We start from the raw sequence: 13,116 nt of genomic DNA on the forward strand, positions 1-13,116 counted from the left end.
ATATTGTCTTGACAAGAGTTAGATTTAGGCCTAAGGTTAATTAAATAGTTTAAAAGGAGAGATCATGAATTTAGCTTTTTATACATATTTAGTTGGGGTATGTATAGGGAATATATGTACTTGGGAACCCACTGTGGAATATAATAAATTTACATCTATAGAAAATTGTCAAATGGCTGGTGAGCTTTTGAAAGATATTGCAAACCAAAGAGTGCTAGATGAGCATAACTATCCCTACCTCAAATTTAACTATCAGTGCTATAACTGGTGGGAAAAATACAATAGAGAGTTAAAGGACAAATTCGGATATACAAAAGAAGCAGGCTATTAATTTAGATAATAGTTACCATAAGCTTTTTTGAACATTTTGTTCACTTACTAATCACATATTTTTTAAAAATATTTAACTTATGAGATTAGTCGTCACTGATAACCAATTTAATCCAAACCCTTATTGGGATAAACCCATTGAAGGTGATATTAATACTGCATCTAATCAACTCGTTGAATTCTTTGATCAGAATGGGTATGACCTTACCGTGTTAGAACAAATCTATGCTGAGGCCAACCAGGCGAAAACAACCGTGCATAGAAATTCAGAGCACATTACTTTAAGACAGACATGGTTTTCGGACGATGCTCCAAAATCATCTGGTGCGCACATTAATCATGCGGTCATGTTCGAAAGAAAAGGTTTTACAGGCGATGCCCTTTTACAGTTGAAGGAATGGGCTCAGCAATCACCTCAGCTGTATAAGCTGATAGCCATGCGTCCAAAATGGGGGTTAGATTTTTCAATCGATTATTGTGATGAAGAGGGCAATGTTTTCGAGTTGCTGCACTGGGAATTCGACGGATTCGATTACCAAGAAATCTACAACAAAAAGATTCACATGGATGAGTTTCTAATTAAGCAAGACTGGGACGAACGGGCAAAAAAAATGTTAGAACAAAAAGAGGATTGGCATTCTTTAGGTTTTTTTGAACAAAGTGAGTGGAAAACTCATTTTTTTGGTATAGATAAAGAGCGTTTCAAGATGGTGCTCTGGAAATAAATGGTTATAAAAATATGAGAATAACAACGATCCTCTGCTTAAATTTATTTATAGGTTTTATTTTTCCCCAACTGGCGCTGTCAAATGAAGACTTGATTGATGAGGTTCTTGCTGGAGAGCATCGTGATGCTAATTATATTAAGAGGGATAAATATCGTCATCCCAAAGAAACTTTAGATTTTTTTGGTATAACGCCAGAGAAATCAGTTGTCGAAATAACACCGGGTTATGGCTGGTATGCTGAAATTCTAACACCCCTTCTACGAGAAAATGGAAACTACATATACGCCTCATATAAATTAAATGACGACATTAATCCTTTTTTTGTAAAGGTAGAAAAAGCGTTCATTGAAAAAATGCAACAACACCCTGATGTCTATGACAAACTAAACTGGGTCCACTTTGAAGCTAGCGATCCTCATTTAACACCAGATGGGCCAGTAGATGCCGTTGTAACATTTAGAAACGTTCATAACTGGGCTAAAGCCGGAACCACAAAATCAATGTTTGAGGGGTTCCACAAAGCTTTAAAGCCTGGAGGTGTGCTTGGTTTAGTTGAGCATCGCGCCATACCAGGGACGTCGCTAGAAAATCAAATCAAAAGCGGCTACATGACCGAGGATTTTGTCATTCAAATGGCTGAAAGTGTTGGCTTCCGTTTAGATGCTAAGTCTGAGATCAATGCCAACCCCAAAGATACCAAAGATCATCCAGGTGGCGTGTGGAATCTCCTTCCCAACCTTCGAAATGTTGCCGTTGAAGACAAGGACAAAATGGTCGAAGTTGGTGAATCAGATCGTATGACCCTGCGTTTCATCAAAGACTAGAATCTCAACTTTTAACAACTAGGAATTTTTCCTGTGAATTTTCTTTACTTTTAATACTCATAGTGCGATGACAAAAACAAGTTACATTTCTGTAGAGGAAGTTTCAAAGCTCCTTATGGTCGATAGAGGCACCATTAAAGAGTGGGTAAAAGATGGTAAATTTCCACCTCCAAATCGGCTGAATGAAAGAAGCTGCATTTGGAGTTATGCGGTTATTGAGAATTGGATTGCGCAGCAGCAGCAAACTCAAGACTTCATCAATAATAACGACATCGACTTAATTTAAACCCATGAAATACCTTTTATTACTATTTTTTATTCCATCCATATCGTTGGCATGGGAAAATACTTTTGAGATCACAAGCGATAAGAAAAGAAGAATTACATCTTATTTTAATGATGACAATATGCAATTCTCACGATCAAAAAACTATGAATTCGACTGTGTTAATGAAAATTATAAAATCCTAAAGGCAACCTCCTATCAGTTTCCAGAATTAAAAGGGAAATCTATGGATGAGAATGCTGATCCAGAAAAGGTATTCCAACCACAACCTCACTCAAATGAATACACCCTTCTTAAAGAAGTTTGTAACTATAAGTAGCATGCATAAGTATCTAGTATTCATTCTTTTTCCACTAGTAAGTTTTGCTGAAGAAATTACATTTGAATGTAAATATAAATCAAATAACGATAATCAACCAACAGAAATGAATGAAAGTATCATCTACGACACATCTAAAGAATCACTTATTGTTATCAGGTATAAGGAGCCTTTGCAATGTGTTAAAGATAATTGGGTAATGAATTGCCAAGGTAGATTTGAAAACGATAATGAAGACATTCAAGATTTAATTACTATTGGTCGAAAAGATATTAACTACAGACAAACTATTACGCTAACCAAAAAAGATAATTCAGCTAAAACGGTCAATCAGTTTAAAGGTAAGTGTCGTATTGTGGAAAGCAATTAGGAAGCTCTAAGTGATAAAAACATATCTTAAAGACTTAAGAAAACTCTTATTCGTAATTGTTTTACTCATTACATTGTACTTTTGGCTTTCACCAACCCAAGATTGTATTAGGAAAGGTGAAGAATTTAAATCATTTGATGTCTGGAAAGACGGTTTATCAACTAAAGAAAAAAAGTTTATTGAAGATAGCTGGGCCTCAAATTTATATGACAAAGAAAAAACTAATTGGGAAAGAGTTATTGCAAAGCAATGTCGCACAAACAATAGTTGGTAGTATCAATATTTCATTTTGAATTCATCAAAAACTACTTTATAAAACGATTATTTCACCTACCGGACATTCTGCATTGTTTTGATTTACCAATTGAATATACTTGGTTTGACCAAAGTTTTTGTAATGAGTGAATAACCAAATCCAAGCAATAATTATATAAATAAAAAAGCATTGCCAAAGTTTATTTTCCATTACCAAGCTCACTGAGAGGAATTATATTTTCAGATGGATTAAGAGGTTTAAATTCCTCTTGTCTCTCTTTTTTAACACCCCTGGCTTCATTGCTATTTGACGTATCTTCATCATGGTAATTATCAATATCCGACTCTATCCATATTAAAAAGCTAATTAGGCCTATAATTGAACTCAAAGGTATATAAAAAATTTTTTTCATTGATTCCTAATCAATCCTTACCATCAATTCATTTCTTCTAAAAAAAGGTAGGGTCCAGGGTGGGTTATAGCGAGCAATCTTGACAGCGCTCTGCTGTTTTAAACCATTCTCTTCAAGATAGTTATGTAACAGTTCGACTTTCTCAGAATAACTAAACTCTCGAACAAGCCCTGAAAATAAAATAACTGCATATTTTTCTTTAGGTACCTCAATAATCTTAACTTGAGGGTTATTAGGTTTAGGCAAAGTATCTAAGCTGTATTCTTGAGGCATAACAAAATTCATCAACCACTTGTCGTTAACCTGGTCGTCCATTACCGGACTGGTGATTAAAAAGTTTTCAGACATTGGGGACATCTCAACTGGAGTGGTCATACTAATTTTTTGGCTCTCGCCCTCTAAGAGATTATTTCCAAAAATGTAATCAGCTAATAACTTAAATCCCACGGATGAGGCTTCATCAAAATCTCCTTCTACCTCAACTTGAGCAATTATCTTTGGGTCGTATTCTCTTATTTGAAACTCACCCTCTTCCGAGATAAGTTTAAATTCTGGTTCTTCAGTCGCCATCACAGTACTAAAAAAATTATTTATAAAAAGTAAACTAGCTAAAAATAGGTATCTCATAAATTAATCTTTATTTACACCCACCATACCCATTGGAAATACATTTTGTTTCTTCCTGAGGTGAAATTTCTTTGCCTTTCACATTGATCTTTATTTTTTTTGAAACAACCACTGGGTCGTGAGGAATGTGCATATGGTCACCAAGCATTAATTGCAGTGTATGTTCACCTTGATCTAATTCAATGACAGTCTCTGTTTGACCTTTCCCAAAATGCCTGTGATTGTCATCACTTGGAATTGGTGAATTAGTATCAGGCAGTTCAGCGACATCTATTAAGAGGTGATGATGCCCTGTGTTGTTAAATTTTATTCCTGCCGGTGCTACCCCCATACCATCAAGACCAAAAACTATTTTGACAGGGTTTGTAACCGTTTCACCATCTGTGGGTGAAATAATATACAAGCTGGCATTATCTGCTGCTTTCGATTTTTCAGCTGCATATGCCGGAACTATAAAAAATCCTAAGAAAAATAGAATGCTGGTAATGTAATTTTTCATCTCAAAAATTCCTTAATACTGTAATTAGCTATATGTATGAGGAAGACAATAGAATTTATGTAATGTTTCACATCAAGACTCAATATTTTGTAATTTTAAACATATCTTTTTTTTATAAGCTAATATGGGATGAAAGATTAATTTATTGGAGAGTTATATGAGATTTTATTTAATCACAACTGTTCTACTTTCAACCATCAGTTTTGCTGAAGAATACCCAGAAGCTAAAATTATTAAGCAAGAGCAAATTAAGAGTATTAAATTTAGAACTGTCTGTATTGATGGATATAAGTTTCTAAATACCGATAGACAGATAAGCAAACATGTTTTAAATAACAGCACGATTCAGATGTTTGAAGAAAAGAATGGCATATCTGTACCATCAAAATGTGAGTAACTTACTCGTTTTCCATGGTGTCATTATTTTCTGTATGAGGTGAAACCATCTTCTCGCCATCCCATTGCTGTCCACACCAACAAACGCCTTCGGCATTAATGATACAAGTCCCACTTCCGCAACACCTCTTGTCTTCCATATTGATTCCTTTTTGATGAATAAACTTATCAGATTGATACGAGAATCATAAGTGCATAATATTTGATTTATGTTACATTTATCAAATGAAAGAAAAATATCTCTCCGCTCCCCAGGTTGCAAAAATGTTAAAGATAAGCAAAGAAAAGGTCTTTTTATTAGCTAAACATGGATTATTTCCAAAACCAATTCATTTACATACAGGGGCTCAATTATGGAGCGAAAAGGCTGTAAAAAATTGGATAAATATGCGCTTTAAAACATAAAACTGGATAACCAAAGATATCAAAACTGAACTGTTTTAACCTCCTTAAGTCATTACTATTCATTTGAATTATGGGTAAAAATAAAAAATGCGTATTATCATTATCACTCTAGGAGTTTTTGTTATTCCTTATGTGCTGAAAGTACTATTTAATTTGTTTAAAAAACAAAAAAAACAGATTAACTACCAGCAAATTTCCCGATGAGAATCATATTTATGATTTTTAGACGCTTTATTTTTCGCTGGTTAATCAGAATAATAATGAATAAATTTAGAAAGTAGATTGGTTACCGTGAATAATTACAAAAAACTAATGAATGTTTTATTTGCAATCACTATATTTCACTCACTGCTGATAATTGTATGTATGGCAAGTCTGGAATTATTTGATTCTGAAATTCTTGGAATGACCTATCTAAAACACTACACCATGTTTGAAATGCTAGTGACTCTATTTCTTGGTCCAGTAGTGGTTATATTAGTAAATTCTGTAGCAATGAAAAAACTCATGATCTGGCATCGATAGTTACCAGTTCAATCAACTAGATTTGGCTATTACTTTTGAGCAAGCCCCCACCTCAATAAAGGGGTTATTTAATTTAGATTGCTCCTCATGATTATTTACACCTGTGTAACCCATCATGTTCGTCCTGACAAATTTCATTTCCTGTAAGTCAACCAGCATCTGCCCACCAATGATGTTACAGGACAGTCTGTGAAATCCAGTTTCACTCATAATGCTGTCGTCGCAACCTTGACCAGAAGTTAAATCAACATTCTGTCCAAAGTAATTGATAACCCAATGGCTATATTTTGAAATGATATATTGTAAATCTACTGAGAATTCAGTACTGCTAAATGTATTAGATGATTTATCAAACTTCACCCCAGACGATATCTCAGGAGTGCATACATAAGTTACCGAAGATGAGCTATCTTTAGGGTACATTTGTTCCATCACATCACTTGCTGCCATTGAAGGCGAATGAGTAATAATGATTAAAAAATATACCAAAAACCTAAAAAACCTGTAAATAAACTTCATAAATATTTATGAGTTATTTATTTTTTTTATTTTTGTAATAGTCATATAGCTTGGTATAACAAGGACAAAATGCCCACATGATAAACCAAGTTAACAAAATACCATTTGTTACATAACCTGAAGCGAACCATTCCATAATATTATCTCTGTGTTATTTATTCAAACAACAAAGACGAAAATATTTAAGAACAGTTCACTCTGTTCAAATCTAAAGGGTATGAAATTATCATAAATTAACTACAGATCATCATTGATAAATTCATCATTCAAGAATTTATCTAATCCACCAAATTCATACCCACATGACTTACATTTAAATTCAGGTTTTGTTGCCTCAACATCAACTAGATCTTCATAGGCAATCTCGATAATCATATTAGATTTGCATCGTGAGCAAGCTTTCATAAGCACATTATTCACCTCGTCAAATATTAAGTAAATACCATATTGTATTCGTTCCGCTTGCTTTGATGGCTATGATGAGGTTAGTAAAATTACTGGTATTATTCTTATATGAAAAAAATTGTTATTTTTGTATTGATAGGCCTATCACTTTACTGGGTATTTAATAATACTGACTTCGAAGATTTGTTTTTCTCATCTATTGATTGAATTTCAAATCTAGCTACTATTTTTAACAGATAGTATGTTAAAAATATCCTGACCATTCATAAAACAGTCATCTCTTAACTAAGAGGTCAGTATATTTTACTTCATAGAGCCCTCTTCCGCTTAGGCTATCCAGCGGCAAGTGGATAGCCACCATCAAAGGCTGAAGTATGAATAGGATTTTAACAATTGTCTTATTACTCATTGTGCTGATATTTATTCAGTCATGTAAAAGCTCTAAAGTTGAAGTAGGTCAATCAACTATTAATTATGAGTCGATCATGACAGCAGATAAAGGAAATTAATATGGAATTAAGAAAAGCTTTTTTGCTTGTTGTTTTTTGTTTAAGTTTTTTAGTTGGCTTAGGGTATGCAGAGGCAGATGAGTTTTTATTCAACTTAAAAAGTGTGCTCAAAGTGTGTTGAAATACATTTTGAATTTTTGAAAAGGTGGCGCCCTCGGCACGAATCGAACGTGCGACCCTCCCCTTAGGAGGGGGATGCTCTATCCACTGAGCTACGAGGGCTTATCTGATTTGTATTTTAACTTGATTATTACTTTAAGGTTGGTTTGTATTTTTTATTAATAATATTTACCAAGTGAAGCATCACAGGAACCTCAACAAGAACTCCAACGATAGTGGCTAACGCAGCAGGTGAATTTATTCCAAATAAAGTAATAGCAACAGCAACAGCTAATTCAAAGAAGTTGGATGTGCCAATTAAACAGGCTGGCCCAGCGATATTTTTTGTTAACTTTATTTTTTTAGATATAAAGTAACCTAAATAAAATATTAGGTAAGTTTGAAGTATTAATGGGATAGCAATTAGAACCATATGAAAAAAATTATTTACAATATTATCTGATTGCAAACCGAATAATATGAGTATGGTCAACAATAATGAAATGACGGAAAGTGGTTTAAGCTTTTGAATGATTTGCCCAAGATTTTTTATAAAATATTGACGAATCAATATAGATGCAATTAGCGGCATCACGATAAATAAAAAGATAGATGTAAATAGCGTTTCATAAGGTACGACAATATCAGAAACTTGTAACAAAAACCCAGCAATTGGAGCAAATGCAAAAAGCATAATCAAGTCATTCACCGATACCTGAACAAGAGTGTAGTTGGCATCCCCTTTCATTAAATGGCTCCATACAAATACCATTGCTGTGCAAGGTGCCACGCCAAGTAAAATCATGCCAGCAATATACGATTGAGCCACTTCTTCAGAGATATAGCTACTGAAAATATATGACATAAAAAAAGTAGCTATAAAAAACATAGTGAAGGGCTTAATTAACCAATTTAAACTCAAGGTTAAGAATAGACCCTGTGGTTTTTTTGATAGACTTTTAATGCTTGTGAAATCAATTTGTAGCATCATTGGTAAAATCATTGCCCATATAAGTATGGCGATCACTAGGTTGATATTTTGATATTCAAGTACTGCTATTTGTTGGAAGTGTTGAGGAAAAACCAAACCTAACAATTGACCTATGACAATTGCAAGGAAAACCCAAACACTTAAATATTTTTCAAAAATACCCATTATATGAATGTCTCCTCAATGTGCTTAATATGTTTTTTTAATAAATCAGGATTATCTTGAATTAACTCAGAAAACTTTGATATTACTTTTTTTAATTTATCAAATAGATCTTGAAAAGCCCTATCCTTTTCAGGACCATCAGCGAAAACAGAAGGGTCTTCAAAGCCCCAATGAGATTTAATGCAATCGCCAACCCATATTGAACATGGCTCGTTATGAGCACTTCCACAAAGAGTTATAACTGCATCAAATCGTATATGCTGTAAATCATTAATTGATTTAGAAATTAAGTTATGAGTACTGATGTCATGATTTGTTAGTATCTCAATTGCTTTGGGGTTGATCCTGCCACTTGGGCTACTTCCTGCACTATATGCATTAAAACTATTGGAGGCAATTGACTTTGCTATTGCCTCAGCCATGATACTGCGACAGCTATTGTGGGTACAGATAAATGCAATATTCATTATTATCTTTCTATGAATAGTATCTAATTATTCTTCTTGATTTGTTCGAGTGCAATCTCATTTGGATGGCGCGGATCACCTGTTTTATTTTTAAGTGAATAATCCAATTTTTTTGATAGCCAATAGGTATGTTTTGATTCTATGTGAGGATACAAGGCCTCATTAATGACTCTTTCTTTTAGCCTCTGATTTTTAATTGGAAAGGTTACTTCAGTTCTTCTAGATAAATTTCTTTCCATCCAGTCTGCTGAGGAACAATAAACCAATTCTTCTCCGCCATGATAGAAATAGAATATCCTATGATGTTCTAAAAATCTTCCAACAGTTGATAAAACCTTTATATTTTCTGATTGGCCTTTCACTTCTGGAATTAATCTCGACACACCCCTTACAATCATGGTGATCTTTACTCCAGTATTTGAGGCCTTATATAGCATATCGATAACTCTTATATCGGTTAATGAATTAACCTTAATAATCATTTCAGCAGTTTTTCCAAGCTTAGCCTGTCTTATTTCATGGGATATCATTCTTTTTAAAAAAGACATATGCGATTCTGGCGAGTGAATTATCTCCTTTGGTTTAATTGCTTTACGTACTCCAGACAAAAGATCAAAGGTCATTAAGATATCATTGCATATTGTTTTATCAGCAGTAAAAAGACCGAAATCTGTATATGAATTTGCATTACCAGCACTATAATTACCTGTTCCCAAATGAGCATAGTTTTGTATGTATGGTTTATTATTTTTAGGGTTTATTTCTTTTCGACTAATGATTAATAATTTAGCATGGCATTTAAAATTTGGTTTTCCGTGAACTACATGTGCTCCAACATTTTCTAGTTTTTCAGCCCACTTTAAATTTGCTTCCTCATCAAATCTTGCTTGCAGCTCAATTACAACATTTACATCAATACCGTTAATTGATGCGTCCATCAAAGACTGAATAAGTTTTGACCGTTTATCAGCTCGATAAATTGTTTGCTTTATTGAAATTACATTGGGATCATTAGCGGCAGATTTTACAAACTTATTCACAATGTCAAAACTCTCATAAGGATGGTGCACAAGTCGATCTTTTTCTTTTATCCATTCAAATATATCTTTTCCAAAAGAAACTTTTTTAGGCTGATGTTTTGGGAAAAAGAAATTTTTATTTTTTATATGATCCAACAGGCCTACGTAATTTGCCAATGAAGGTGTACCTCGGAAGGGATGAATGTATTCTGTTGTCACATCGTGGTTATCAGCGATAAACTTAACGATGTTCTTTGGCATTCTAGTGGATGTTTCAATCCTAACTGGCTCCCCTGTTTGCCTGGTCTTTAATTTACCGGATATTGAATCCCTTAAATCATCCATATCTTCGGTTGATAATAAAAGGTCAGAATTCCTTGTCACCTTAAATTGGTATTCATTAATGTAGTCATGATCAGGAAATAATGAGCTAGCAAACTCACGCATCATTGCCACCAAAAAAACAAAGCCGTGTTTTTTTGCTCCAGTTGTTTGTTTTGGGAGTTCGTAGACTCTCTGAAATTGTCTCGGTATCTGGACAATAGCGTATCGGGTTTGTTTTGTATCTTTTTCATGCAACTCAACAAAATAACCTGTGGATTTGTTAATCATTTTCGGAAAAGGTCGATTAACATTTAAAACGATCAAATTGAGGTAGGGCTTAACTTGCTGGTTAAATATCCGCTTTATTGTTTTGCCATAGTTTTCTGGCCAATCATTGTCTATGAACAAGGTAATATCGTGACCTCTAAGAACAGGAATAATCTTTCCAAAAAGCTCTTCTTGGATTGATTTTTCAATTTTTTTTGATTTTTTTTGGATTAAACCAATTTTCTTCTCAATGTTTTTTGGATCTTTTGTGTTTTTGGCTTCTTCAAGGACGCTTGAAAAGCGGATTTCAAAAAATTCATCCAGCAATGAACAACAAATACAAACATAACGGAAGCGTTCAATTAATGGAACTTTTGAATTACAAGCGATGGTGAGAACTCTTGAAATAAAATCTAGATTACTCAGCTCGCGATCATGATACGTAAAACTCATATTATTTAATTTTAAAATATTTAGATGACATATTTATGACAAATATCATAAGTGACTGATTTCATTTAATTATTACTTCCATATATTGTTCAAATATAGAATCTTGGAACAATTTTTTTTAGGACATAAAAAAAATAATTTAATAATGTCTTGAGACATTATTAAAAATTTGTTAATATGTCTTCAATTGATATTTATTTAATTTATTAAATATATTTAAAGGAGAAAATAATGACACAAAACAATAACAATGTGAACAAGAGTAATTTTAGTTCGGTTGAATCTTATATAAATAAAAATACTCCATCATCTCCGGCAGTGCAAAATAATGCTGATGTGAAAAATACTCCATCATCTCCGGCAGTGCAAAATAATGCTGGTGTGAAAAATACTCCATCATCTCCGGCAGTGCAAAATAAGGCTGGTGTTAAAGGTGGTAGCAAGCCAACTTCAGAAAAGAAGAACCCTGCAGTTACTAAACAAGATGCTAAAAATACAAGTACTGCTAAAAGCTCAGTTAAAAAAACTAAAGCACCTGTCGTAATGCCAATTCCAGAGTATTTAATAGCCCCCAAATCTAGCTATCAACTTTGGTATGACGCCTATCAGCAAGCAAAGGCATCAAAAGATAAAAAAATTCACCAAGCTTTCAAAAAACATAAAAAAATTTACAAAGATTGGAAATCAGATGCATTAAGTTTTGAGGCTTGGTGGAAAGAGAAGGCCTATCTATTCGAGGATAAGTCAAAAGTCGAGGAAGTCAGTAAATATATAAAATCTAAAACCTCAGTCAATTTAAGTATTCCAGTTAATAAATCAATGGATACCTTGGTTAATCAATTTAAAACTGTGATGAAGCCAATTCTTGATAAAACAAAAACTCAAGAAGTGATCATTAAACATAAATTTGCACCGACCATCAATAAAGGACTTAAGCCAATCAATATAAAGTTATTACTTGAGCTAAATAAAACAGTTTTCAATCAAAAATTTGAAGACAAACAAGAGTTAGCGTATCAAGTGAGCATAATTGTCAATAAACCAGAATATAAAGATACTGCACCTGCTTCATTAGTTAAATTTAAAGAACTATATGAGAATATGCAGAAATCTAACCCACTTATCAAAGCCATTGTAAAAAGTGTGGATATAAAAGAGATGAGCAATGTGAAACGTTACATCAATCGGTATCGTCAAAAAGGCCACAAACTTCTAATGAATGTTGCCATGGGGATTTTTCCGGGAAAATATTAAGTGGAGCCTTTATTGAATAAAAAATTTAAAGAATCAAAAAAAGTTGAAAAACTTACAAAGAAGTAACAACTTCGGCTAAAAAACAATTGTAATGCTTCTAAACTCTACTATTACTTAAGATTCTTTTTTTGATAACAAAAAAAAACCGCCGTTTGGCGGTTTTTTTTAATCTTATATTTGAAAGTTTTAAGCAGCTTTTTTTACTGCTTTTTTGGCAATTTTTCTAGCCACCTTCATTTTTGATGGAGCCTTCTTAGCTACCACTTTTTTTGCAAATTTCAGAACTTTTGCAACTTTTTTCTTTTTAACATCAGCTTTTTTTACTGCCTTTTTCGCAACTTTTACCAATACCTTTTTTTTAAGCGATTTCGCCATCTTTTTTCTCCATAATTTTAAAAAAAATATATTATATACAATTATTTAATAAAAATAAAGACAATAATTAATTATTTTAGTTATGTCTTTTTTATTTATTTAAGTCTTTCATGCCCTTTGCAAATATTATTAAAATTAAGCTAATATTGATGTATGCAAAATATATGTTTTGAGTGCACGGTACAGGATAGAATCATGTATCGATGCCGATATGGTGAAAATCAAGACTGGGTGCATCTGTGCCAAGATTGTTTGTTAGATATTCGTTCTCAGCACAGAGATAATTTTGAAT

General features: G+C 33.1%; 18 protein-coding genes, 1 tRNA gene and 1 pseudogene. 11 read left to right on the forward strand and 9 right to left on the reverse strand.

Annotated features, from left to right (window positions below):
• The first annotated feature begins 64 nt into the window (after nt 1–64).
• The 7 genes from UZ34_04290 to UZ34_04320 all read left to right on the forward strand — a co-directional run bounded on the left by UZ34_04290 (nt 65) and on the right by UZ34_04320 (nt 3,131).
• The gene (locus UZ34_04290; protein ID AKO64617.1) at nt 65–331 is read left to right on the forward strand and encodes a hypothetical protein; all 267 of its coding nucleotides are present in this window, start codon (nt 65–67) and stop codon (nt 329–331) included.
• 79 nt (nt 332–410) lie between these two features.
• The gene (locus tag UZ34_04295; protein AKO64618.1) at nt 411–1,055 is read left to right on the forward strand and encodes a hypothetical protein; all 645 of its coding nucleotides are present in this window, start codon (nt 411–413) and stop codon (nt 1,053–1,055) included.
• 14 nt (nt 1,056–1,069) lie between these two features.
• Complete coding sequence (locus UZ34_04300) at nt 1,070–1,882, forward strand: methyltransferase (protein AKO64619.1); 813 nt, start codon at nt 1,070–1,072, stop codon at nt 1,880–1,882.
• Between the two features lie 67 nt (nt 1,883–1,949).
• Complete coding sequence (locus UZ34_04305; GenBank protein AKO64620.1) at nt 1,950–2,168, forward strand: hypothetical protein; 219 nt, start codon at nt 1,950–1,952, stop codon at nt 2,166–2,168.
• 4 nt (nt 2,169–2,172) lie between these two features.
• Nucleotides 2,173–2,487: a hypothetical protein gene (locus UZ34_04310; protein ID AKO64621.1), complete on the forward strand. Its 315-nt coding sequence runs from the start codon at nt 2,173–2,175 to the stop codon at nt 2,485–2,487.
• Nucleotide 2,488: 1 nt separating this feature from the next.
• Complete coding sequence (locus UZ34_04315) at nt 2,489–2,857, forward strand: hypothetical protein (protein ID AKO64622.1); 369 nt, start codon at nt 2,489–2,491, stop codon at nt 2,855–2,857.
• Nucleotides 2,858–2,867: 10 nt separating this feature from the next.
• Nucleotides 2,868–3,131 carry a hypothetical protein gene (locus UZ34_04320; GenBank protein AKO64623.1) on the forward strand — a complete coding sequence of 88 codons (264 nt, stop codon included), beginning with the start codon at nt 2,868–2,870 and terminating at the stop codon, nt 3,129–3,131.
• Between the two features lie 181 nt (nt 3,132–3,312).
• Here the strand turns inward: UZ34_04320 and UZ34_04325 are convergent, their stop codons facing one another.
• Genes UZ34_04325 through UZ34_04335 form a run of 3 tightly spaced genes read right to left on the reverse strand, consistent with a single transcriptional unit; the run spans nt 3,313 to nt 4,651 of the window.
• Nucleotides 3,313–3,525 carry a hypothetical protein gene (locus UZ34_04325; GenBank protein AKO64624.1) on the reverse strand — a complete coding sequence of 71 codons (213 nt, stop codon included), beginning with the start codon at nt 3,523–3,525 and terminating at the stop codon, nt 3,313–3,315.
• 6 nt (nt 3,526–3,531) lie between these two features.
• Nucleotides 3,532–4,152: a heme-binding protein gene (locus UZ34_04330; protein ID AKO64625.1), complete on the reverse strand. Its 621-nt coding sequence runs from the start codon at nt 4,150–4,152 to the stop codon at nt 3,532–3,534.
• A gap of 10 nt (nt 4,153–4,162) precedes the next feature.
• Nucleotides 4,163–4,651, reverse strand: a complete 489-nt coding sequence (locus UZ34_04335; protein ID AKO64626.1) for a rod shape-determining protein RodA — start codon at nt 4,649–4,651, stop codon at nt 4,163–4,165.
• Nucleotides 4,652–4,808: 157 nt separating this feature from the next.
• Between UZ34_04335 and UZ34_04340 the strand changes: the two genes are divergently transcribed.
• The 3 genes from UZ34_04340 (at nt 4,809) to UZ34_04350 (ending at nt 5,977) form a co-directional block, all read left to right on the forward strand.
• Nucleotides 4,809–5,048 carry a hypothetical protein gene (locus tag UZ34_04340; protein ID AKO64627.1) on the forward strand — a complete coding sequence of 80 codons (240 nt, stop codon included), beginning with the start codon at nt 4,809–4,811 and terminating at the stop codon, nt 5,046–5,048.
• 224 nt (nt 5,049–5,272) lie between these two features.
• Nucleotides 5,273–5,452: a hypothetical protein gene (locus UZ34_04345; GenBank protein AKO64628.1), complete on the forward strand. Its 180-nt coding sequence runs from the start codon at nt 5,273–5,275 to the stop codon at nt 5,450–5,452.
• Between the two features lie 282 nt (nt 5,453–5,734).
• On the forward strand, nt 5,735–5,977 hold the full coding sequence (locus UZ34_04350) for a hypothetical protein (GenBank protein ID AKO64629.1): 243 nt from the start codon (nt 5,735–5,737) through the stop codon (nt 5,975–5,977).
• A gap of 12 nt (nt 5,978–5,989) precedes the next feature.
• Here the strand turns inward: UZ34_04350 and UZ34_04355 are convergent, their stop codons facing one another.
• From UZ34_04355 to UZ34_04375, 5 genes and pseudogenes are all read right to left on the reverse strand, one after another.
• Entirely contained in the window at nt 5,990–6,427 is a 438-nt protein-coding gene (locus UZ34_04355; GenBank protein ID AKO64630.1) for a hypothetical protein, read from the reverse strand.
• 1,129 nt (nt 6,428–7,556) lie between these two features.
• Nucleotides 7,557–7,632, reverse strand: a tRNA-Arg gene (locus UZ34_04360).
• A 28-nt stretch (nt 7,633–7,660) separates the two neighbouring features.
• Nucleotides 7,661–8,665 carry an arsenic transporter gene (locus UZ34_04365; GenBank protein AKO64631.1) on the reverse strand — a complete coding sequence of 335 codons (1,005 nt, stop codon included), beginning with the start codon at nt 8,663–8,665 and terminating at the stop codon, nt 7,661–7,663.
• Nucleotides 8,666–8,772: 107 nt separating this feature from the next.
• Nucleotides 8,773–9,132 (reverse strand): annotated as a pseudogene (locus UZ34_04370) (hypothetical protein).
• A 23-nt stretch (nt 9,133–9,155) separates the two neighbouring features.
• Nucleotides 9,156–11,195, reverse strand: a complete 2,040-nt coding sequence (locus tag UZ34_04375) for a hypothetical protein (GenBank protein ID AKO64632.1) — start codon at nt 11,193–11,195, stop codon at nt 9,156–9,158.
• A gap of 231 nt (nt 11,196–11,426) precedes the next feature.
• On the opposite strand from UZ34_04375, the gene UZ34_04380 reads away from it, so the two are divergent.
• Nucleotides 11,427–12,449, forward strand: a complete 1,023-nt coding sequence (locus UZ34_04380) for a hypothetical protein (GenBank protein ID AKO64633.1) — start codon at nt 11,427–11,429, stop codon at nt 12,447–12,449.
• A gap of 186 nt (nt 12,450–12,635) precedes the next feature.
• Here UZ34_04380 and UZ34_04385 read toward each other — a convergent pair whose 3' ends face one another.
• Complete coding sequence (locus tag UZ34_04385; protein AKO64634.1) at nt 12,636–12,824, reverse strand: hypothetical protein; 189 nt, start codon at nt 12,822–12,824, stop codon at nt 12,636–12,638.
• Between the last annotated feature and the right edge of the window lie 292 nt (nt 12,825–13,116).

Source organism: Methylophilales bacterium MBRSF5 (genome assembly GCA_001044335.1).
Lineage (GTDB): Bacteria > Pseudomonadota > Gammaproteobacteria > Burkholderiales > Methylophilaceae > BACL14.

Coding starts and splice junctions, on each gene's coding strand:
- UZ34_04380 (AKO64633.1), top strand. CDS start 11,427: ATGACACAAAACAATAACAATGTGAACAAGAGTAATTTTAGTTCGGTT.
- UZ34_04305 (AKO64620.1), top strand. CDS start 1,950: ATGACAAAAACAAGTTACATTTCTGTAGAGGAAGTTTCAAAGCTCCTT.
- UZ34_04340 (AKO64627.1), top strand. CDS start 4,809: ATGAGATTTTATTTAATCACAACTGTTCTACTTTCAACCATCAGTTTT.
- UZ34_04310 (AKO64621.1), top strand. CDS start 2,173: ATGAAATACCTTTTATTACTATTTTTTATTCCATCCATATCGTTGGCA.
- UZ34_04315 (AKO64622.1), top strand. CDS start 2,489: ATGCATAAGTATCTAGTATTCATTCTTTTTCCACTAGTAAGTTTTGCT.
- UZ34_04365 (AKO64631.1), bottom strand. CDS start 8,665: ATGGGTATTTTTGAAAAATATTTAAGTGTTTGGGTTTTCCTTGCAATT.
- UZ34_04295 (AKO64618.1), top strand. CDS start 411: ATGAGATTAGTCGTCACTGATAACCAATTTAATCCAAACCCTTATTGG.
- UZ34_04355 (AKO64630.1), bottom strand. CDS start 6,427: ATGGCAGCAAGTGATGTGATGGAACAAATGTACCCTAAAGATAGCTCA.
- UZ34_04385 (AKO64634.1), bottom strand. CDS start 12,824: ATGGCGAAATCGCTTAAAAAAAAGGTATTGGTAAAAGTTGCGAAAAAG.
- UZ34_04335 (AKO64626.1), bottom strand. CDS start 4,651: ATGAAAAATTACATTACCAGCATTCTATTTTTCTTAGGATTTTTTATA.
- UZ34_04290 (AKO64617.1), top strand. CDS start 65: ATGAATTTAGCTTTTTATACATATTTAGTTGGGGTATGTATAGGGAAT.
- UZ34_04325 (AKO64624.1), bottom strand. CDS start 3,525: ATGAAAAAAATTTTTTATATACCTTTGAGTTCAATTATAGGCCTAATT.
- UZ34_04375 (AKO64632.1), bottom strand. CDS start 11,195: ATGAGTTTTACGTATCATGATCGCGAGCTGAGTAATCTAGATTTTATT.
- UZ34_04330 (AKO64625.1), bottom strand. CDS start 4,152: ATGAGATACCTATTTTTAGCTAGTTTACTTTTTATAAATAATTTTTTT.
- UZ34_04300 (AKO64619.1), top strand. CDS start 1,070: ATGAGAATAACAACGATCCTCTGCTTAAATTTATTTATAGGTTTTATT.
- UZ34_04345 (AKO64628.1), top strand. CDS start 5,273: ATGAAAGAAAAATATCTCTCCGCTCCCCAGGTTGCAAAAATGTTAAAG.